17 protein-coding genes and 1 pseudogene are annotated in these 19,701 nt (G+C 67.4%); 11 read left to right on the forward strand and 7 right to left on the reverse strand.

Annotation, left to right across the window (positions count from 1 at the left end):
• Position 1: 1 nt before the first annotated feature.
• Together WME79_RS06405 and WME79_RS06410 are read right to left on the reverse strand one after the other, a co-directional pair.
• Positions 2 to 1,594 carry a hypothetical protein gene (locus WME79_RS06405; RefSeq protein ID WP_437533312.1) on the reverse strand — a complete coding sequence of 531 codons (1,593 nt, stop codon included), beginning with the start codon at positions 1,592 to 1,594 and terminating at the stop codon, positions 2 to 4.
• Positions 1,595 to 1,653: 59 nt separating this feature from the next.
• On the reverse strand, positions 1,654 to 2,646 hold the full coding sequence (locus tag WME79_RS06410; RefSeq protein WP_437533315.1) for a tetratricopeptide repeat protein: 993 nt from the start codon (positions 2,644 to 2,646) through the stop codon (positions 1,654 to 1,656).
• A gap of 180 nt (positions 2,647 to 2,826) precedes the next feature.
• On the opposite strand from WME79_RS06410, the gene WME79_RS06415 reads away from it, so the two are divergent.
• The 9 genes from WME79_RS06415 to WME79_RS06455 all read left to right on the forward strand — a co-directional run bounded on the left by WME79_RS06415 (position 2,827) and on the right by WME79_RS06455 (position 10,753).
• Positions 2,827 to 4,062: a sigma-70 family RNA polymerase sigma factor gene (locus WME79_RS06415; protein WP_437533317.1), complete on the forward strand. Its 1,236-nt coding sequence runs from the start codon at positions 2,827 to 2,829 to the stop codon at positions 4,060 to 4,062.
• A gap of 117 nt (positions 4,063 to 4,179) precedes the next feature.
• Positions 4,180 to 5,082, forward strand: a complete 903-nt coding sequence (locus WME79_RS06420; RefSeq protein WP_437533320.1) for a helix-turn-helix transcriptional regulator — start codon at positions 4,180 to 4,182, stop codon at positions 5,080 to 5,082.
• Positions 5,083 to 5,299: 217 nt separating this feature from the next.
• Positions 5,300 to 5,803 carry a sigma-70 family RNA polymerase sigma factor gene (locus WME79_RS06425; RefSeq protein WP_437533323.1) on the forward strand — a complete coding sequence of 168 codons (504 nt, stop codon included), beginning with the start codon at positions 5,300 to 5,302 and terminating at the stop codon, positions 5,801 to 5,803.
• Positions 5,800 to 6,012: a hypothetical protein gene (locus tag WME79_RS06430; protein WP_437533326.1), complete on the forward strand. Its 213-nt coding sequence runs from the start codon at positions 5,800 to 5,802 to the stop codon at positions 6,010 to 6,012. Before WME79_RS06425 ends, WME79_RS06430 begins: the two co-directional genes overlap by 4 nt.
• Before the next feature lie 318 nt (positions 6,013 to 6,330).
• On the forward strand, positions 6,331 to 6,507 hold the full coding sequence (locus WME79_RS06435) for a hypothetical protein (RefSeq protein WP_437533329.1): 177 nt from the start codon (positions 6,331 to 6,333) through the stop codon (positions 6,505 to 6,507).
• Positions 6,508 to 6,703: 196 nt separating this feature from the next.
• A complete protein-coding gene (locus WME79_RS06440) occupies positions 6,704 to 7,096 on the forward strand; it encodes an endonuclease/exonuclease/phosphatase family protein (protein WP_437539780.1) in 393 nt (130 codons plus the stop codon).
• Positions 7,097 to 7,531: 435 nt separating this feature from the next.
• A complete protein-coding gene (locus WME79_RS06445; protein ID WP_437533330.1) occupies positions 7,532 to 8,644 on the forward strand; it encodes a DUF262 domain-containing protein in 1,113 nt (370 codons plus the stop codon).
• The gene (locus WME79_RS06450; protein ID WP_437533333.1) at positions 8,634 to 9,824 is read left to right on the forward strand and encodes an AAA family ATPase; all 1,191 of its coding nucleotides are present in this window, start codon (positions 8,634 to 8,636) and stop codon (positions 9,822 to 9,824) included. The genes WME79_RS06445 and WME79_RS06450 overlap by 11 nt, the downstream gene beginning before the upstream one ends.
• The gene (locus WME79_RS06455; protein WP_437533336.1) at positions 9,821 to 10,753 is read left to right on the forward strand and encodes a hypothetical protein; all 933 of its coding nucleotides are present in this window, start codon (positions 9,821 to 9,823) and stop codon (positions 10,751 to 10,753) included. The genes WME79_RS06450 and WME79_RS06455 overlap by 4 nt, the downstream gene beginning before the upstream one ends.
• A gap of 235 nt (positions 10,754 to 10,988) precedes the next feature.
• Here the strand turns inward: WME79_RS06455 and WME79_RS06460 are convergent, their stop codons facing one another.
• Entirely contained in the window at positions 10,989 to 11,732 is a 744-nt protein-coding gene (locus WME79_RS06460) for a transposase (RefSeq protein ID WP_437539782.1), read from the reverse strand.
• On the opposite strand from WME79_RS06460, the gene WME79_RS06465 reads away from it, so the two are divergent.
• Positions 11,696 to 11,833, forward strand: coding sequence for a hypothetical protein (locus WME79_RS06465; RefSeq protein WP_437540134.1), 138 nt, complete (start codon positions 11,696 to 11,698; stop codon positions 11,831 to 11,833). The genes WME79_RS06460 and WME79_RS06465 overlap by 37 nt on opposite strands.
• On the opposite strand, the pseudogene WME79_RS06470 reads toward WME79_RS06465, so the two are convergent.
• Together WME79_RS06470 and WME79_RS06475 are read right to left on the reverse strand one after the other, a co-directional pair.
• Positions 11,792 to 11,950, reverse strand: a pseudogene (locus WME79_RS06470) (transposase); the annotation flags it as partial. The gene WME79_RS06465 and the pseudogene WME79_RS06470 overlap by 42 nt on opposite strands.
• 26 nt (positions 11,951 to 11,976) lie before the next feature.
• On the reverse strand, positions 11,977 to 12,159 hold the full coding sequence (locus WME79_RS06475) for a hypothetical protein (RefSeq protein ID WP_437275208.1): 183 nt from the start codon (positions 12,157 to 12,159) through the stop codon (positions 11,977 to 11,979).
• A 1,228-nt stretch (positions 12,160 to 13,387) separates the two neighbouring features.
• Here WME79_RS06475 and WME79_RS06480 point away from each other — a divergent pair.
• A complete protein-coding gene (locus WME79_RS06480) occupies positions 13,388 to 14,734 on the forward strand; it encodes a pectate lyase family protein (protein ID WP_437533339.1) in 1,347 nt (448 codons plus the stop codon).
• 820 nt (positions 14,735 to 15,554) lie between these two features.
• On the opposite strand, the gene WME79_RS06485 is transcribed toward WME79_RS06480, so the two are convergent.
• Positions 15,555 to 16,469 (reverse strand): hypothetical protein, encoded by a 915-nt coding sequence (locus WME79_RS06485; RefSeq protein ID WP_437533342.1) that lies wholly within the window; start codon positions 16,467 to 16,469, stop codon positions 15,555 to 15,557.
• A gap of 10 nt (positions 16,470 to 16,479) precedes the next feature.
• Positions 16,480 to 19,641: an RHS repeat-associated core domain-containing protein gene (locus tag WME79_RS06490; protein WP_437533345.1), complete on the reverse strand. Its 3,162-nt coding sequence runs from the start codon at positions 19,639 to 19,641 to the stop codon at positions 16,480 to 16,482.
• Positions 19,642 to 19,701 lie beyond the last annotated feature (60 nt).

A 19,701-nucleotide genomic window follows, 5' to 3' on the forward strand; every position in this document is an offset into this window, starting at 1 on the left:
TTCATTGCGGCGGTTCCGGGGCGGGGGCATCGAACCGATACCAAAAATCGGCACGCCCTGGAGCTCCCTGGCTCCTGCCGTCCCCCGAGGCTGCGTTGCCTGCGAGCCCACCCTCTCCGCCGCTGCGGTGGGTGACGATCGCATCCGAGGCAAGGGTGACAGTGGCGCCTACCGACGCAACGCCGAACGAGTGGCCGCCGAGGCCACCACCGGCATCGCCTCCACGGCCGCCGTCGCCTCCATATCCACCGCCGCACGCGTCCCACATCTCGGTTCCACCCAAGCCCTTGCCGAACAAGCCGCCATGTTCCCCGGCGCCGCCCGGCTGACCCGTTCCGCCGACCCCACCGCGACCACCGCTGCCCGCGAGGACCTTGCTGTCCTCGATGGTCAGAACGCTCCCTTGCAAGGCAACGATCCCGATGCTGGCGCCGCCGTAGCCGCCCCCCCAGCCTCCCAGGCCACCGCAGCCGCCACCGCCCCCCGAGCCGCCGGCCGCGCCGCCCTGGGGCCGACCAGTGGGACAAGCCATCATGGGACCGCGCGCCTTGCTGCCGCCTCCGCCGCCCCCGCCCTGGCCGACGCCACCCTTCTTTCCGTCGTCACCCCGAACCCCGATCCAACCGTCGAAATCGAGGTAACCTACGCCAACCGCGCCAGCAGCACGACCACCGTCGTCACCCTTTGCTCCGTCTTCGCCCGGTTTGCATCTCTCACTCGCCGCGCCGGCCCCTCCAAGGCCTTTGCCTTCCGGATTGTCCGCGGGTGCTGGCAATCCTGAAGTGCCGTCACCACCCCTATCAATCCTGCCATCGCCACCATAGCCCCCCGTCGACTTGGTGCCATCGCCACAATCGGTCACTACCGGTAGGGCTCCCTCCACGACACCCGCCGTGCAGGCGTCCGCGCCGTCGTTGCCCAGAGCGCCGTTCTTCGCGCGGTACGCGTGCGCGTCCTGTCCCGCTTCCCCGTCCTTGCCGTTGTCGGCCTGAACCTCGCTCGAACGCACGATCGCCCTAGCGCCGGAGCTCAAGAGCACCGCGATCGACGACTTGCCATCCCTCGCGGAGGCATGAGCTGCCACGACGCGCACACCGGAGATCATTGAGGTGGCGTCCACGGCGTCTTCCTCTGCCGCGAGGACGCGCAGCGGGATTCCTACCGGCGGCGCGATGATGGTCAACTGATTGGGCCCTTCGAACGCCCCCCGGTAAGACCAGTCGCCGCCATCGCAGAGGCGCCCGCCCCAGAGATCGACGCCCGAGGGCAGCGTGATCGCTTCCTCGAACTCCCCGCCGCACGCGTACACGCGCCGGGTCGGCGTCTCGCCGTTGCCTCGCCCGCTCGCGGCGAGCCCGACGGCGTGCTGCAGGGTCTTCACCGGCGCGCCCTTCGTGCCGAGGTCGCTGTCGTCGCCGCTCTCGCTGACGAACACCCCGCACTGGTCGAGTGCCGGCCCGGTCTCGGGCTGCCCCTCGCACGGTCCGGGCGGCGGCTCCGGATCGGCGGCGCATGCATACACCTCCCAGCAGGCATCGGTGAACGTACACGCCGTCAGCGTGCTTGCGCTCAACGCCCAGAGCGCGAGCACCACGAGGGACGTCCCGATGCTCCGGCCTTCCTGCGAACGCGTCTCTACGGCTCCCGGTCCCCTCACCACAGCCCCTCGATCCTCACGCCCATCCCTTGCCCAATCGCAGCGGGCGAGACGTGGATCTGCTCCTGAGCCGGCGTGCGTCCCAGGAAGGAGAAGTCCGTGAAGAAGGACGCGGCGGTTGCCGCCCCGATGACGCCACCCGCGATGACCAACGCTGTGCCCACGGCTCCGGAGAGGTTGCGCTCGTCTCTCAGGCGGAGCAGGTCAGCGCACGCAGAGTGTCGTGGCGCTTGCCAGCACATGGACGAGTTCGTCGAGGGATCTGTGCTCAGCGCGTCACGTCGCTCGCGCAGATCGCCGTCAAGCCTGCTGGCCCGGATCATCAGGACGCTGCCTGCCGAGGCAGTCGCCGTCGTGACGACGATCCCCGCGATACGCAGCGTCCCAGGCCACGAAGCCCACGGGCTGCGGGCCTGCGTCCGAACAGCGGGCGTAGCGCTCGGCACCCGGGGTGCTTCCTTCGGTGCGGCCGCCGCCACCTCCCTGGTGCTGCTTGAGGAGCGCGACAACTGCATCGACATTTGGTGCTGTTTTCCCGGCACGGCTGTGAACACCTGGAAAGACTCCTCGCGTCCAGGCGCTTGCGCCCGCACCATGTGTTCTCCGGAGTCGAAGAACAGCTTGTGGGTCCGCGCGGTCCTGCCTACGAGCTTGCCATCGACGACCACCTCGGCGTCCGGCGGATCGACCGCGAGCAAGAGCGTCGCGACGTGCTTCGTTGCCTTCCGCAACCCTTCCTCGAAGCGCAACTGGAGCGCCACAGAAAGCGCCTCGCGCTGCTCAAGGCTCCATGCGAGGTGCTCGGCCGCATCGCGGTGCTTGCTCAACGCAAGCGCGCAGAGCCCGAGCTCCCCGGCGATCTCCGCGCGCTCTTGCTCCGTGTTCGTTGCTGGCACCATTGCCTCCAGGGCTGCCTTATAGGCGTCATAGGCGTCGGTCCACCTTCCCTCTGCACGAGCTCTCTTCCCGGCGCGTACAAGGTCCTTCACTGTCGAACTATCGCTTCGTCGTGGCGTCGCATGGATGACCTGAGCGCTGGCCGGGCTCGCAAGGCCGGTGGCGGCTCCAAGCAAGCCAATTGACAGTGAAAGTGGAACGCAACGCATATAGCGAGGGTACTTACGCCGGCTTCGTCGCGTCAACCCTCAGGAATTTCCGTCAGCTGGCCTTTGGCCGAGAAAGAGCAGACCAAGACTGCAATGCATCGGTCCGTTCCGTCGCGACGGTTCACCAAGGCGCAATATGTCCACATGACCGCACATTGTCCTACAAAATTGAACCGCCTGTGCATTTTCCTGAACCCTGCAGGCCAGCTCAGGTGTGCTACCGCCGTGGCCAAGCCATCGGACCGCTCCGCCAGCTTCGACCTCTTCCGGCGCCTGGCGATCCGTCGCGGTGTCCCGGAGCGCGACGCGGAGGACGTTGCGCAAGAGGCACTGCTGCGGGGCCTGGAAGCAGAGCGGCGCATCGAACCGGGAGGGGATCCGGCGCCCTACCACGTCACGATTGCCCTCAACCAGGCGCGCAATCGCGTGCGCGACGCGGTCCGCCGGGGCGAGGTCCTGACGTCCTTCGACGAGCGGGAGCCCCATGGAGGGTGCCCCACGCCGGAAGACCTGCTCCGCCTGCGGCAGCGGGCAGAGATCCTGCGGCGCCTGATCGCGCAGGTCGACCCCAAGTACCGGGACCTCCTCATCCGGCACGATCTCGAGGAGACGCCGCTTGTCGAGATCGCGGCCGAGCTCGGGCTCAACGTCGACACGGTGAAGACGCAACACCGGCGCGCGCGCGAGGAACTGGACGCGCAGAAACGACGGTGGGACGCGCAGCAGGATTCGCACGGCTGGGACAAGGAGGCATGCGTGCCGGTGGCGCTCGCCGTCGGGCGCCGCGATCGCGCGTCGTGGGCGGCCACGCTGCGCCGCTTGTGGGCGAGAATCCTCGTGCAGGGTGCGTTCGTCGTCCTGGCGGGCGCTCTCGTCTCCACGGTACCGCCCGTGCCCAGCCCGGAATCGTGGCTGCGGCCGGCGGCGGTCCACTCGCCTGAGACCGCGCCCGCCGCCCAGGACGTCGTGGCGCCCGCCGTACCAGACGGCGCCGCCATCGCGGCGCATGCGATCTCAGGGTCGGCGGGACATGGCAACGCGGGCGCCGCGGTCGTAGTGAGCAGCGCGCCGGCCTCCGCGGTGACGACAGTTCCCCGTCCCGCCTCGTCGGGGAGCGCCGTGCGCCCGTCCGCCAGGGAGCGAGCGAGGAACCTAGTCAATCAGGCCCGGAGGGCCATCGAGGCCAACACCGTTCTCGGTTACCTCGAGGCACGCCGGCTGCTTGAGGCCCACGCGCAGGAGTTTCCGCGAGGGGAATTCGCTGCGGAGCGCGAAGCGCTACTCAAGCAGATTCGTTGATCCGTCGGCCGTCCACTCACAGCTAACAGGCGGCAACTCCGGTGGTGTCTTCGACAGCACAAGGCCGAGATCCGTCCTGCATCGGGTAAGGATGCCCACGTCCGGGAGGAGGAACACATGAAGGAAGTGCTAGAGTCGATGTGGCTCATCTCGCCGATCGTTCTCGCGATGATGGCCTGTGTTGCGATCGGGTTCGCGGTGACCGCGCGCGAAGCGCTGGGCCGCGAGCGAGGGCTCCGCGAGGCACGCGAGCAGGCGCATGAGGATGAGGAGCTGGCCCTCACCGAAGCAAAGGAAAAGGCAGAGCGGGAGCTGGAGCGATACCGGCGCCTGCTGGACTGCCATGTGGATGCGCTCGTCGCGGCGACGACAGGAGTCTGCGCGCGCCCCGTTCCATGGCCAGGCAGGGTCCTCGAATCGTTCTGTGCAACGATACCCTCGTGGCAGCGAAAGCTGGCCGAGAACACCGGGTTAGAGAGACGGGAGCTGGAACGGCTGCTGAGCAGCGACCTCCCGATGACGCCCGGCCTCGCGCGGCAGCTAGAAGTCTTCACGGGCACGCCTGCTCGCTACTGGGAGCGCCTATGGCGTCTGCACGATGACTACCAGACGGACGCGGAGGATACGGTCGTGATCCAACTCGGTGAGCCCAGCAGCAAGCGCGAACGCTCGGTGCGCGCGGCGGCGTCCTCAGCATCAAGCCCGACGTCGACGAGTCCGCCCGCGATTCCTCCTCGGGCGCCTGATGTTCCCCCGCCCGTGGTGCCGTCTTGTGATCAGGCCGCCAAGAGCCCACGGGCCAAGCTCCCGGCGTCTCCTCCGCCGCGGCCTCGCTCACCGCTCCCTGCTCGCACGATGTCGGGAGCTGAGTTCGCGTGTCGCGCTGCCGCGCTGACGAGCTTTCCGGTACAGCGCGACGACGGCGGAGCCCGCCCTGCGCGAGACTCCGATTGGGACGACATCGAGCGATCTGCATTGAACACAACGCTTCCGGGCGTAGGAAGCCATGAACATGCATAACCTGAGCGCGCTCGGGGCTCCTGAGCATGGCGCCGCGATTGAGCCGATCTTGGGTGGGGTGTCGCATGTCGGGTTCGGCTGAGTCGGTCGCAGTCGACTCCACGACATGAGCGACTCGTAGTCATAGGGCGGGAGATTCGCAGGGGGGGGTGAGCCCATGTGTCGTCTACCGAACGAAAGCAAACGCACCGCCGCGCACGCGCGCTTGTTTTGCCCGATGCTGGTTCGTACCGTGCTGCGCTGGTTAGAGCGGCTCGGGGTCCCACGGTGCCATCGTGGCGACGTCGCAGGCCAAGTCTGGGTCAACGCCTGCGAGAGCTGGCCCAGGTTCGATCCGAAGCGCGGCAGACCTGAACGCTGGTTGAACGCGATCACCGTACACGTTGCCGCGCACTACCACGCACGTGCACGGCACCGCAGGGAGGAGCTGGTCGATGTGATCGAGGTGCTCGATCCAGCGCCGGACGCTGCTGCCATGATGGAGTCCGACAACATCAGGACCCGCACCCTCAACGCGGTGAACGAGCTCGATCCTGATCTGCGCTTTGTTCTCGTGGCCCACGACCTGAACGGACTCTCGATGGCCCAGATAGCCCAGGACGTAGGGGTACCTCTCTCTACGATTTACAAGCGTCGCACAAGGGCCATCGGCGCGCTGCGCGACGTCATCAGGCTTCGGGAAGCCAGGGAGAGCCCCAGCTGGAGAGTGAGCTTACAATGAGCGTCAAAGGCCTGGTTGTTCACTTCCGGCGCGACTTGGACGACCATGAGGCGGAGCGAACGATCGACGCGCTCATGATGATCAAAGGGGTCGTCAAGGTCTCGCCTGTCGAAGCTGGCTACGAGGACGACTTGAACCGCCAGCGGGTCAAGCGAGAGCTACTCGACCGGATTGGCGTGCTTCTGCGTGACGACGGGGCCGCAAGCTAGGTGCTGACGAAGCCGCGGCAGAGGCCGCCAGAGCCGGGGCCGCCACCGAGCCCGCAAGGTGCGCAGACGGCCTCCGCGTCGCAGCTGCGGAAGGGGACGCCGAGTTCACCCTCGAACTGCTCGCCTCCGGCAACGCGCCCCCGCTCGCCCTGGCGGTCGACGCGGTGCCCGAACGCGCCGGCGCTTTCGAGCGTCCGGTCGGCCGAACGGGGTGGAGCAAACGCCGTCGTGTCCGCAAGTGCGCCCCGACGCTGACCCGGGCTGCTACCTTCCCCCCCCATGCCATCCGTGCGCCGCCCTGCAGCCGAGATCCTCCGCATGGTATCGCCACGCGACTGGGAGGCGCTGCTCCGACTCGGCCTCGACCTGTACGATCCAGCGGACGCGGCGCTCTTCGTCGATGGCGTGCGAGCCGCCGACGACGCCATCGCGGCGCAGGAGCGCTGGGGGCGCGCAGCGGTCAGCCCCTCGAAGCGCGTGCGATCGCCTCTCTGATCGGTCGCCGCCATCTTCTTGGCGCTGCTCAGCCGGGGATGTCACCGAGCCCGCCGACCCGTGTCTCGGCTTCCGCTCCTCCGTCACGAGGGGGGTCCGAACTCGCGCTCGAGCGCCACGTCCGCCAGCACAACGCGCCCATGCGTGACCAGGTGGCCAACGTGATGAGGCGGCGCATGTTGTCGCACTGGATCGCCTGGGGTCGGCGCCTGGCCCGGCGGCAGAGCTCGACTGGGGCGACGAAAAGGCGGGCGGCGCCCCGGCGCTGCTTCTCGGCGATCGCAACACCACGCCCGGCTCGTCGCTGTTCCGGCGCCTGGAGCGCGCCGGGTTCCGCGACGCGAACGTGCCCGATCGCCGCGCGACCCTCTCGCACGACGGGCTCGGCACGGGCGACGTCGAGGACTCGGGCTGGCGGCTCGATCACGTGCTCGTGCGCGGCTTGGACGCGGGCGTGCGCACGGAGCGCATCCTCGACGGGCCCATCACGACCCAGGCCTCGAGGCGCGCCGTCCGGACGACGCTGTCGGATCACTTCGGCGTCCTGACCACGATCGGAGCCGCCGGCGCGGAGCGAGGTGCCCGCTGACGCCGCGCCCCGGCGCGCCCGCCGCGCGCCTCACCGGTGGCGCTGCGGCAGACGCGCCGGCGACGCCGCCCAGCCCGAGCTTGAGCACGGCCAGGTCCACGGCCGCGTCCCCGCGCACCCGCGGCGCGAACACCAGCGCCGACACCGGCGCGTCCCGCGACGCCGACGCCGCGCGAGGGATCTCGCGCGAGCTGCCCGGTATCCACTCCAGCGCCCGCGCGCCGTCCGCGCGGGCGGCCGGCGCGGCCGCCAGCAGGGCCGCGAGGGTGAGCAGGGCGGGCCTTCGCATCGCGTCGATCCTACACCACGACACTGCGCCGCTGCTGATTCGACGCTTGGCGGGGAGTCGGTTCGTACCGAACGTCCCAGTCCACCCACAGACCGATGGTCCCCCCTCTTGCGTCTACGGCACGACCGGGTTACCGCCTGGATGTCATGAACGCCGACACCGATCCCACACGCGAGGGCGATTCCAGGCTCGACGGTTACGAGGCCCCCGCCCACGGCCTCGAAACCTATCCGCTGGACAGCGTGCTCATCCGCACGGAGCAGCGCGCCATCGTCGACGTGCTCCGGCGTATCGAGGAGCAGTCGATACTGCTGAACCCTGAATTCCAGCGCGATTTCGTCTGGGAGCCGGTGCGGCAGAGCCGCCTCATCGAGTCCGTGCTCATGAGAATTCCCCTGCCCGTCTTCTACGTCGCGGAAGATGCGCAGGGGCGACTGGTGGTCGTCGATGGCCTCCAGCGGCTCACGACCTTCCAGCTCTTCGCGAAGCGGCAGCTTTCTCTCGTGCTCCCTAACCCCGAGCTCTCGGGGAAGGACATCGACGGGATCCACCCGAGGCTGCGCCGTCGCTTCGAGGACGGGCAGCTGACGTTCTACTCCATCGACTTCAAGGCGCCCGATCGGGTCCGGTTCGACATCTTCGACCGCGTCAACTCGGGCGTGCCGCTCACCCGTCAGCAGATGCGCAACGCGCTCTACAGCGGTCCAGCGACGAGACTCCTGCGTGAGCTCGCGGGCACGAACGAGTTCAACGAGGCGACGGGCCAGGCCTTCGACAAGCAGCCAAGATACCGGCCGGAGCAGCTCGATCGGGAAGCCGTCAACCGCTTCCTGGCGTTTCGAACGCTCGGGTGGGACGCTTACGGAGGCGATATGGACGAGTTTCTCGGGCGAGCGCTGCAAGCGGTCAACAAGAGGTCGGATGGAGAGCGCGACGCGATCCGCGAGGCATTCCTGCGGAGCATGGTCATGAACCGCCGGATATTCGGGCGTCACGCATTCTGCAAGCACGAGAGCCCGACTGACCGCAAGAGCCCCTTCAATGTGCTGCTCTTCGAGGTCTTCTCGGTCCTCCTGTCGATGTACGAAGAGGGGCGCGTGGGCGGCAGGGAGGACGAAGTGCGGAGCGCGTTCTATGGATTGATGGCAGAGCCCAAGTTCATGCGGTCGATCAGCGGCGGCACCACGGGAACGGAGAGCGTGAAGACGCGCTTCGTGCTCGCGGAGGCGGCCATCAGGGGGGCGCTCGGTGATTCGTGAGGTAGTTCTTCGGGGCTTCAAGCGCTTCCAGGACGAGCGCCTGCCGCTTGCTCCGCTCACGATGCTGACTGGCTTCAACAGCGGCGGCAAGTCCAGCGTGATGCAGAGCTTGCTCCTCTTGCATCACGCCGCGGCGCACGGCTTCGACGGCGTCACCTCCGCCAGCACCGTTGCGCTGAACGCGCCAGGGCTCTCACTCGGCGATCTCGGAGCGGTCCGCAACGAGACGGCCCGGGAGGACACGTTCACCCTCGGGATCCGCTCGGGAGAGACGAACGTCGCATGGACGCTGGGCTGGCCCCAGCTGAGATCGGACAGCCTGGCGGTTCCCGTACAGCAAATCGCGCTGAACGGTGCGGCTCGCCAAGCCGAGGTGCGTGGCGAGATGCCCTTCGCGCCGTCATGGCTGCGCGACGACACCGGCGCCTCTTCCCTCTTGAAGAACCTCGCTCGCCTCCGGTTCGTTCCGGCGGATCGCCTGGGCCCGTCCGAGACCTACCCGCTCGACGATCCGGAGCGACATGACACGCCAGGGCCGCGCGCCGAGCGCACGTTCGGCAACCTGCTCTGGCGCGACCTCGACCCGCTCCCTGTGCCTGCGCTGTGTCACAGCTCGGATCCGGCGCAAACCCTCCGCCGCCAGACGGAGGCATGGCTCTCCGAGCTCTTTCCTGGGACCACCCTCGAGCCGCGAACGGTCGCTCACGCAAACCTGATCACGCTCGGGATCCGTACCAGCGAGGAGCTCGGCTTTCACCGCCCCCAGAACGTGGGCTTCGGCGTGACCTACGTCCTCCCCTTGATCCTCACGCTGCTCATGGCCAGCGCCGGCGACACCGTGCTCTTCGAGAACCCCGAGGCGCACCTCCACCCGCGCGCCCAGGCCCGCCTCGCGCGCTTCTGCGCAAAAGCCGCAGCAGCGGGCATCCAGGTGATCCTCGAGACCCACAGCGATCACGTGCTCAACGGCGCGCGCGTCGCCGTTCACTCCGGGCAGATCGCGCCGGAGGATGTCTCGATCCTCTTCTTCGGTGGCCCAAGCGCCCCACCTGGTGAGGTCTTCTCGCAGATCCGGGTCGACCGACGAGGCCGGCTCGATCAGTGGCCCGCGGGCTTCTTCGACGAGACAGACCACCTCCTGGACAGGCTCCTCGAGCCTCCTGGCACGGGTGCACCATGACGATCGCCTTTGCGGTGCTCAACGACGAGAGCCTCAAGGGCGGCGATCCAACCGAAGACGAGAGGTTGCTACTTACGTTATACGAGACCTTTCGGGCGTTGCAGTATGCGGTCACTGTTCACGACGAGGACCGCGTCAGAGCGTGCGTGACCAAGGATATATGGACGCTCACGCTTCCGTCGGGCGCTGGGCTCAACGCGCTGCTGGGGGCGCTCGGGCGAAGGACACGCGACCACGACAAGGCCGCTCGATTGAGGCGCATCCTGGTGGATAGCTCAAGCTTCGATGAGCGCGGGGACACCGAGCTGACGAAACCTGAGCAAACTGTGGAGGTGACCTTTCGCGATGAGCAGGCGCCGGCTCTTCGCGCTGCTTGGCTGCTTCGCGGCCTGGCGTGGAGCGCGGACCGCGCTGGCTGGCAGGTTGTTCCGCTTCCCATCAAGGTGCGCGAGCGGGCGGGCGACTTCCGCGACGAGCACCTGACGAATGCCTTCTGCGCAAACCTCGCCGAGCGTCACCGGGCAGCCCTCGCGCTGCATGTGCGGGTACTGCCGAGCTACGAGGATCCTGGTCACCACAACCCCGATCGTATGGAGTACCAGAAGTACCGCCACGAGAAGTCGCAGATCCCCAGGCATGCCGAGCGGATCCTTCGCCACGCGCTCCCGACCGAGGGTGGCATGACCTGGTGGGCACGATGTGCGTGCGGGTTTTATCATCGTTACATGGGTACCCTTCGGGGGGAACGAGTCGTCGTCCACTGGAATGGGACGACCAACCAGAACGCCACGGGTAACCAGCCAGGGAAGCGGCAGCCAACCACGGACGAGGAGGTGCCGACCGAGGTGAAGAACGAGCTCACCAGGCTGCGGACGCTGGGGGAGTCGGACTGCGGCTGTCGCGAGCTGCGCGGACCAGGTCGGGAGTAATTGGAGCAGGGTCGGCGTCCACCTGCGCGTAGGCAAATCAAGCCGGATCGCAGCGCGAGGAAGTGTAGCGCGGCAGAGCGAAAAGGGTGGGACCGCGAGCTTCGTGATGGCTCGGTCCTGGGTCGAAAGAGCGTGGTCCGGGCGGCGCCGAGCGCGCTACGGGGCGCATCGGCGTGCCGTGGGCACACGTGTCCGTCCGGGCGTTGGTCTGGCCCGGGAGGCGCGTCGCGAGACGCTATGCGGCGTCCCCGGGCGCCTTGCGGCGCACAACGGTGCTTTTCCAGTACGGCGGCCCTCGGTTGGGAGAGCGTGCTGGGACGTCGGTCGGTTCGCCGAGCGCGGAGAGGAAGCGGGCGATGTTCCTTGGCTCGGTCACCATGGCGACGAGCTTCATCCACCCCTTGCAAGCTGGGCGCTCGAGGACATGGATCGCAAATGTGCGGCGCAGGAGCTCGGCGCGGTTTATCGACCGCTCGATAGCCGCCACGCTTGCGTTTCGAAGCGGCGCCTTCGTCCGCCTTCGTAGGCTCTTGTGGCTTAGCAGGGCGCGGTCCGATGCGATTGCGCGCCAACGTGGGCGACTTGCCGAGGCGAGCACGCCCGCGTACTTGACGGTGTGGAAGCGCGGCGGCGGGACGCTGGCTGCGAGGCGACACAAGAGCGAGAGCGGATCCATATCCACCGCGACAGTCCCGTCAGCGAAGGCGCGCTTGAGCGACAGCCGCACCAGGCCGTCCTGCTGCGGCTCGACGCGCTCGTTTGCGATCGGGGGTCGCAGCACGTAACGCAGCCGCGCCTCCCTCGCCGCGGCATGGTGCGCACCGGCGCGCGTCGCTGCGTGCAAGGTGAAGCCATCGAGCGCAGCGCACAGCGGCTTGTCGTACGCGAGCGCGCTCGGACAATACGACGAGAGCCCGCGGAGCCATTGCGGGGCGACGACGTGTGGCGCGGCTCTCGTCCCGAGACGGCGGAAGCACAGAGCGCGGCCTCGGGCTCGTCGTCCTCCTCGACGTCGTGCTCGATCTCGAGATGCCCGTGCCGCCGGAGGTAATGGAGCATCCGCCCGACGGCGTGCTCTAGGACCTGACCGACCTCGCGCGTTCGCAGGTGACCGAGTTCGTTCCACACGAGCTCGGTGCCGTCTTCGTGATAAGCCCCGTCGAGGAAGACCACGTGCAGATGCGGATTGAGCCGCATGTCGCCGGACGTGCGTTGCACGACGGTCACCGCGCCGCTCTTGACCGCGCCGCACGCGCCTCGGCGCGCGGCGCCACCGGCAGCCCGAGCAGCCGTCCGATCGCCTCGTGAACGACCCGGGCCGCCACCTCATCCCCGAGGGCGACGGCGCGGCATAGGGTGCTGGCGAGCGAGGCGACCACCGCAGCCCGACGCGACGGATCGGTCACGGCGAGCTCCCCAATCCCGGGGCTTGGCCGCTGGGCCCGGGTTGGGTCCACGCCCTCCGAACGGGTGCGATCCGTCGTCACGCCCTCCGGAAATCCCCGGGGAAGCGACAGATCGCGACGGTTCGCCCCCGCGGAATCGTCCCGCCAGAAAAGCCGGTCGATGACGAGCGGTCGCCGGAAACAGTGGCAATTTTGATAGTTTCCGACTGTCTCCCCGCCGAGGGCGGCTCCGGTGTGGCCCAACGGGGCGCCCTCCGCCGTCGCGTCCCCCGCGGTGAAGAGCCCGCGGCATCACCGATCGGGGTCGGCACCTGGCCTGGCGGCGCAGCGCCGAGGGATTCTCCTTCGCTCGCCACCCTGTTGCCGGGCCCTTCGATGCGCTGCCGCCTGTTTCGGGATCGTGCCTGCGTCCCCGCACTCTTCCGGCCCAACGACTGGAGTTGAGCTGCGTGGTCCCGAGCGAAGCGAGGGCCATGTCAGCTTCGACTGCCTAGTTAGGCAGCTTCCGTCGCGGCTTCTCACTCAGGCCCTCGAAGGGCTATGAACGTGTTTTTTGTGAATCTATAAATCCTAGCGAGGGCGAGACCCTACCTGGGGAGGAGCTCAGCGTGGCGTAGACAATATACAACAGCCGAGTGAACTCGTTGGATCTGTTGGTTCTTGTAGGCGGATCAGTGGTTCGTACTTTTGTACGTTATGTCAATTGCCGATCGTTGGCGGGCAATTCTTGACAGGTCGGAATAGCTTTGCGCGGGCTATCCTCCGCTGTTACGGCCGACGCGCAAGCCACGGATCGCGTCCGCCGTCGCCTCACCCAGAGGCTCCTTCGGACTACGCGCCCGGAGCGGGTCGAGGAAGACCACACCATCGTGATCAGCGCGATCATGAGCGTGATCCCGCTGATCACGATGGTGCATCCTGGCGATCACGATGCGCTGATCTGAGCGATCGCGATGCGGTGATCTCGGTGATCACGATGGCGTGAAATCCGCATCGAGGCACAGCGTAGCTGCTGCGGCACGGCAGAGTGGACCTCGGCGAGCTCGCCGAGGTCCACTCTGCCGCGAGGAGGAGCCGGGCCTCACACGCCTGAGTATGGACGTCAACTCGCGGTTGACAGTGTAGATCGGAGCAGTTTACGCAGTCCGGAGCGCCATTGGTCTTCCTTATATGGAAGAGAGGTATCCCCGGTGGTTCAGAGATTGCATGGCCGGCCGCAGAGGTCGTCATGAATAGGAAGATAATTCTTTTGGGGCTGTTCGGCGGGGTCTTTGCTTCAGCAGTCTCGTGCGGTGGCAATGAAGGGAGCGAGTCGAGCGAAGCGGGCGGCACGAGCTCGACCACCGGCGATAGCAGCGGAAGCGGTGGCAGCCAGGTGGGCGTGGGTAGCTCGGGCTCGACCGCGAACGGCTCGGGCGGGTCGGGTGGCTCGGGGGCCTCGGGCGGCTTGGGTGGCTCGGGGGCCTCGGGCGGCTTGGGTGGCTCGGGGGCCTCGGGCGGCTCGGAGGCCTCGGGTGGCTCGGAGGCCTCGGGCGGCTCGGAGGCCTCGGGCGGCTCGGAGGCCTCGGGCGGCTCCGACGGCTCCGGGGGCGGTGACGGTGGTGGGGGCGCGGACCAATGCAAGCCCATCGGCTGGGCCACGCGCTCAGGTCGCAATGGTGGCGCCTTCAATGTCACGGGCGGAGGTAGCGCCGAGCCCATCGTCGTCAATAACTTCGCCGATCTCCTGAAGTACGCCAAGGATGGGGAGACGCGGGTGATTCACATCGACGGCACGGTGGGCGGTGGTTGGTCGGGGACTTCCGGGGATCGACTGGAGATCAAATCAAACAAAACCATCGTCGGCCTCCACGCGGGTACGCAGATCAAAGCGGCTATCCATATCAAGGACGCGAGCAACGTCATCCTGCGCAACATCGTCGTCCGTGGGCCGGGCTCCAACGGCGACCAGGCCTGGGACAACATCAGCATCGAGGGCAACTCCAAGAACATCTGGGTCGACCACGCCGAGTTCTGGGACGGGCAAGATGGCAATGCCGACGTCGTCAAGGGGGCCGACAACGTGACGTTCACGTGGAGCATCTTCGGCTATAGCAAAAGAGGCGATCACAACCTGTCGAATCTGATTGCATCCTCGGACAACGAGCCCGTGAGCGAAGGCAAGCTCAACATCACCTTCATGTTCAATTGGTGGACCGGGGTCGCAGAACGCCAACCCCGCTGCCGGTACGGGTGGATCCACGTCGTCAACAACCTCTACACGGAGGACACCTCGGTCGGCCCTTCGAGTCTCGGCGTGTCGAACGGCTTCAAGTGCAACGTGCTGACCGAGAACAACCATTTCATCGACCAGAACGAGCCGATTGACTTGGGCAAGCAGAAGGGAGACGGCTCCGTGCAAGAGGCGACGGGCAACCTGTTCGAGGGCTGCTCCGGAAATCAAATGGGCAGCGGCGACGCCTTCAACCCTCCGTACGAATACAAGTCGTTCCTGGTGCCGGCCTCCCAAGTGAAGGAGCTGGTGCAAGCGCATGCGGGGGCCACGCTCTCCAGCCCGACTGCTTGCTCGCCGTAGAAGCGGCCTTAAGCTGCGGACCTCGTTAACGATGGGGCCCCCACGGCGCGAGAGGGGCATCCCGATCGCGCCCGTGCTGACGGAGCTGCTCGTCGAGGCGAACAGCTTGCTACCGTCGGCGCGACCTTTCTCCCCCCTCCCGTGCTGGCACCAGGCCGAGCAGCCGACCGATGGCCTCGTGAACGATCCGCGCCGCCTCCTCATCCCCAAGGGCGACGGCGCGGTTCAGGGTGCCGGCAAGCGAGGCAACCACGACGAGCCGAGGCGACGCGCCGGCCGACGCGAGCTTCCCAGGATCGAGGCTCGCCGGCTGGGCCCGGGTTGGGCCCACCCCCACCGACGCGCTGCGATCCGCCGTCACGGCTCCCTGAAATCCCGGGCAAAGCACCGGATCACACCGGTTCGCCCCCGCGGAATCGTCCCGCCAGAAAACCGGGCGATGACGAGCGATCGCCGGAAACAGCAGCGATTTTAATAACTTCCGCCTGTTTCGCCGCCGAAGGCGGCTCCGGTGTGGCCCAACGGGGCGCTCTCCGCCGCCGCGTCGTCAAAGGGGCCGCGTCCACTCCACAGCCTGCGGCGGCAGCGCCAGCGGCCCGTCTACGCGGACTGGAGCTAGATCGTGCCGCCGATGTCGGGGTCGAGCATGGTGGTGCCCTCTACCGATATGGAGGACCGGATCCTGAAGCCGAAACCCTCTACCAGGCGATCCGTGGAAGACGCCGCGGGGTAGCGGGGGCCGGAGGGCTCGCGACGGGACGGGCTTGGTGGGCGCGGAACCGCGACGGTTTCCGCTCGGCCGCCGCGAGCCGAGGTGGGATCACGGCGACCCTGACGGGAGCCGCAGGGTCGCCTTCCCATCCTCGTAGGTGGTCCAGCTGAGCAGCCGTCCTTCGGCGGTCATCTGGTACTGCTCGATCCGTCGCGAGCCGCGCGCGCCGATAAGCCAGACGGTACCATCGTGGTCGTCGTCCTCGTCGCCGTAATCAAAACGGATGGAATCTGGGGCGACGCTCCACGAGCCCCTAGGAGGGATGCTCGACGCCTCATCGGCGGACAGGCGAACGACCGTCGCCCCCACGCGGTGGACGCTCACGCGGGGCGATCCGACCACGTGGGCAGCCGACTCCAGGATCGCCGCGACGTGCTCGAGCGAGGGGGCGAGCACGAGGTCCGCACGCGCCTCGTACACCTCCGGCTGCAGGTAGTGGCGCAGGAGCACGCCGCCAGCAGCGAAGTAGGCCTGATACGCGTCGGTCGCTTCGGATACGACGGTGAGACCGAGCGACACCGCGAGGGCGTCGCCCGTCGCGGGGCGGACCTTGACCCGGTATGCGCGATGCGCTTCCGCGGCCGAGAGCAACGCGCGCTGCTCGATGTACTTCTCGATCGAGGCGCTCTTGACGTTAGGCTGGGTGATCACCTCTCCCGCCTCGTTCATGAACAGGCCGCAGACCCCCTCGCTGCCGATCGGCACCATCGTGCCGTCGAGGTCAAGCGGGTCGTTCTCGTCGCGCATCGGTTCGTCATAGGTGATCCCGAGCGTGTCCTCGCCCCACGACAGCCCGCCGTAGAGGTGCTCGAAGTCGATAGCCGCAGCGAACAGCGGTCGATGGCACTCGGCCAGTCGGCGGGCGACGCTCTCGGGATCGCGCCCGCTGTCGTCGCGCTCCGCGGAGAGGAGGAACTGCTGAGCGCGAGGGGAAAACAGGTGCAGGGGCAGGGAAGGTCGCATAGGCGGTCTGTCAGCGGAACACGGGCACGTTCTGGTTTGTGAACACCTGGGCGATTTTGGGCATGGCCTGCGCGGCGGCCTGCGGCGTCGTGACCTGGTTCGACAATCCCATGTTGTTCAGGGTCGGACCGCAGAAGTCGCACGGTGCCTTGTAGCTCCCCGAGGTCGGGCCGCCCTTGTTCATAGGTACAACGGCGACGACCCCCTGTTGGATCCGGTTCAACATCGTCGCGGTGCCGGGATTCGGCTGCTTCGCGAGCCAATTGCGATAATCGGTGAGCGCTGCCGGCTCCGCGCATTTCCCTCGCTGATCAGGGCTCGCCGTCGAGCCCTGAGGCAGCTGGCCCGCGGGGGGAATGTGGTTCGAGATGTCCGGGTGAACGTTCTGCGGGCTGCCGCCAGAGTTGCGCCTCCATGCGTACAGGTTGCTGCCGTTGGCGTCCTGCCCTACGAGCCGCTCGGGGGGCCCGTTGTTGGTTATCATGACACACTGACAGGGAACGAGACCGTGCGGGTCCGTCATCGTGTTGGGATCTCGCACATAACGGTACACGTTGTGTCCGCCGCGCAGCGAGATGGGGTCGTGCGACAGGTACCGGCCCGTGTCTGGATCGTAATAGCGAAAATGATTGTAGTGGAGGCCCGTCTCCTCGTCCTCGTACTGACCCGCGAAGCGAACAGCTGTGCGTACCTTGGAACCGGGGGCGGGCACCGTCCTGCCCAGCCCGGATCGCGAGAGCTCGCCCACGACGGCGCCGCGAGCGTCCACGAGGTGGGTCGGCGCTCCGTTCGGATCGTTCACGTAGTGCACCCACTCGCCGGCGGCCACGCCGCGGGCGTCCCAGCGCACATCGCGGTGAGCGAGCACGACGGGGCCATCTCCCGCTACCCAGTACCTCCGATCGTCGACGACTGGGTTGCCCAGATCGTCGGCCGAGCGCTTGATTTCCTGTATGACCGCCGCGCCATCCCACAGGAACCTGGTGGTCGAGCGGCATGCGCCCCTCGCTCCCGGCGCCGGTGCCTCGAACACACGCTTCTCGAGGCGACGGCCGAGGGGGTCATAAAGGAACTGCACCACCACTCCATCCGGACAGGTGACGCTGCTCAGACGGCCGGCGGGGTTCCAGGTATATCGATAGGCCCGCTTCGCGCCGTCATCGCCGACGACAGACATCTCGATCAGCTGACCTACGTCGTCGTACTGGTAGTGTGTCCTGCCGTGCTCGACGAGGCGGTTGCCTCGCTCGAAAACCGAGCCCGTGCTCCCGGCGCGGACGATGTTGCCCGTGGCATCGTACGCGTAACGATCCTCTCGGCCTCGCTCGCGAGCGGCGCAGAGGAGCTGTCCGAGCGCATCCACCTCGTACCGGGTCTGCCCGTGGCGCAGATCCCAGTCCGCCCCCATGTGGCCATCGAGCGCGTAGTGGTGGACTCGGCGCACGGAGAGCCCACCATCCCGCGAGCCGACCCACTCCGGGTGGCCTGGCCCGACGGCGGGGGTCGTGAAGGGGCTACGCGCTCGCCGCTCTGCGAGGCGGCCCATCGCGTCAAACACGCTTTCCAGCCGTCCCCCTCCGGGTAAAACCCGCTCTACCTCGCGCCCGTAAACGTCCGAGCGGCTCTCGACCTCGTGTGCCTCACCCAGGCGGTAGCGGCGCACAAAGGCATTTGGCCCTTCCGTCATCGCGATCGCGTGACCGAGCGACGTCATCGTTACGTCCGCGCGACCTTCTCGCCCGCGCGCGACCGCGAGCGGCTCTCCGCGCACCAGCTGCGTTTCGCGCAGGATCCTCCCCGCGGCGTCCCTCTGAAACTGCACCTCCACGTCCGCGCCGACGGCGCGAATGAGATCTCCGCACTCATCGTACTCGAGCGCTTCTGTCGTACCGTCGGCGTAGCGCCGCTCAACGACCATGCCGGAGGCGTCGCGGACGAACTCCATGATCTCCCCCGTCGCGTCGATGACGGCGACGAGCCGCCCCGCGAGATCGCGGCGATACCGCCTCCGCACGCCGTCGAAGGTCACCTCCGCGACGAGCCGACCGCTCGCGTCGTGCTCGTAGTGGTGCATCTCTCCCTTCGGATTGACGAGCGCCACCGGGAGCCCGTCGAGATCGTAGAGCATGCGCGTGACTCCGCCCGCCTCATCCACGATCTCGCAGAGTTTGTTGTACCCTCCCCACCGGCACGAGCGGACGCGCCCGCTGGGCCAGGTGACCTGCGTCATCTTGGCTTCACCATCGTACGCGTATTGCGTCACACCGCCCAGCTCGTCGTAGGTCGCGACATGATCGCCCCGGCCTGAATAGGCGAAGCGGACGACCGCGTCGAGAGGATCGATCACCGACGTCCTTCGCCCCAGCGCGTCGTAGCCGAACCGGGTGACTGCGCCGCTCGACTCGAAGACCGCGGTCATGTTGCCGTGCGCGTCGTAGTCGAAGCGCGTGGAGTGTCCGTGTGAATTGATGATCTCCTGGATAAGTCCACGCTCGTCGTAACGATACGACGTCGTCGCGCGCGTGGGGTCCACGACGAACTCAGGGTTGCCCCGCTGATCCCGCTCGATCCGCGTGATGCCGCCCGCAGGATCAACGATCTCGACAGGCAGGCCGTAAGCGCCGCGCACGATGCAGGTGCTGCGCGCCTTCGGATCCGTGAGCCGCGTGAGCCGACCGCGGGCGTCCACCTCGTAAACCGTCGTTCCTCCGAGCTCGTCCGTACGGCTGGTCAGGTGACCGGCGGCGTTGTACGTGCAACTGATCACGCCTGGCCCTTCCACGCGTTTGTCGAGTAGGCCGTGCTCATTACCGAAGAACCGTCGAACGCGCGCCGAGTCTGCGACCTCGCTGTACCCGTCGTCGAGGTACTCCATCTTGCAATGACTGATGCCCTTGACCCGTGTCCGGCCGTCCGCGAGCATCCGCGGCAGGCCCTCCGCCAGGCTCAGATCGCGCTGGCCGGGGTACTCGCCCCATGACTCGATACAGCGTCGGTGCCCGTCATACACGAAATAAAACGTGAGGCCGGTGCGATCCGTGTCCTTCGTGAGCAGGTGATCTTCATCGTATTCGTAATGTGAGGAGAAGCCGTCCGCGTCCCTGCATTCCACGAGGTTCCCGTACCCGTCGTACCGATATGTCGCGAAGGTGAGCCATGCGCCGCCGGACACGGCGTTCTTCGTCTCGATCGAGGCGATGCGCCCTTCAGGGGTCGTGCGGACATGGAGGTT

It is taken from the genome of Sorangium sp. So ce726 (assembly GCF_051521405.1).
Classification (GTDB): domain Bacteria; phylum Myxococcota_A; class Polyangia; order Polyangiales; family Polyangiaceae; genus Sorangium.

Excerpts from the sequence above, each read along its gene's own strand:
- WME79_RS06420 (WP_437533320.1), top strand. The coding sequence starts at position 4,180 with ATGAAGGAAGTGCTAGAGTCGATGTGGCTCATCTCGCCGATCGTTCTC.
- WME79_RS06425 (WP_437533323.1), top strand. The coding sequence starts at position 5,300 with ATGCTGGTTCGTACCGTGCTGCGCTGGTTAGAGCGGCTCGGGGTCCCA.
- WME79_RS06430 (WP_437533326.1), top strand. The coding sequence starts at position 5,800 with ATGAGCGTCAAAGGCCTGGTTGTTCACTTCCGGCGCGACTTGGACGAC.
- WME79_RS06435 (WP_437533329.1), top strand. The coding sequence starts at position 6,331 with ATGGTATCGCCACGCGACTGGGAGGCGCTGCTCCGACTCGGCCTCGAC.
- WME79_RS06445 (WP_437533330.1), top strand. The coding sequence starts at position 7,532 with ATGAACGCCGACACCGATCCCACACGCGAGGGCGATTCCAGGCTCGAC.
- WME79_RS06455 (WP_437533336.1), top strand. The coding sequence starts at position 9,821 with ATGACGATCGCCTTTGCGGTGCTCAACGACGAGAGCCTCAAGGGCGGC.
- WME79_RS06480 (WP_437533339.1), top strand. The coding sequence starts at position 13,388 with ATGAATAGGAAGATAATTCTTTTGGGGCTGTTCGGCGGGGTCTTTGCT.
- WME79_RS06485 (WP_437533342.1), bottom strand. The coding sequence starts at position 16,469 with ATGCGACCTTCCCTGCCCCTGCACCTGTTTTCCCCTCGCGCTCAGCAG.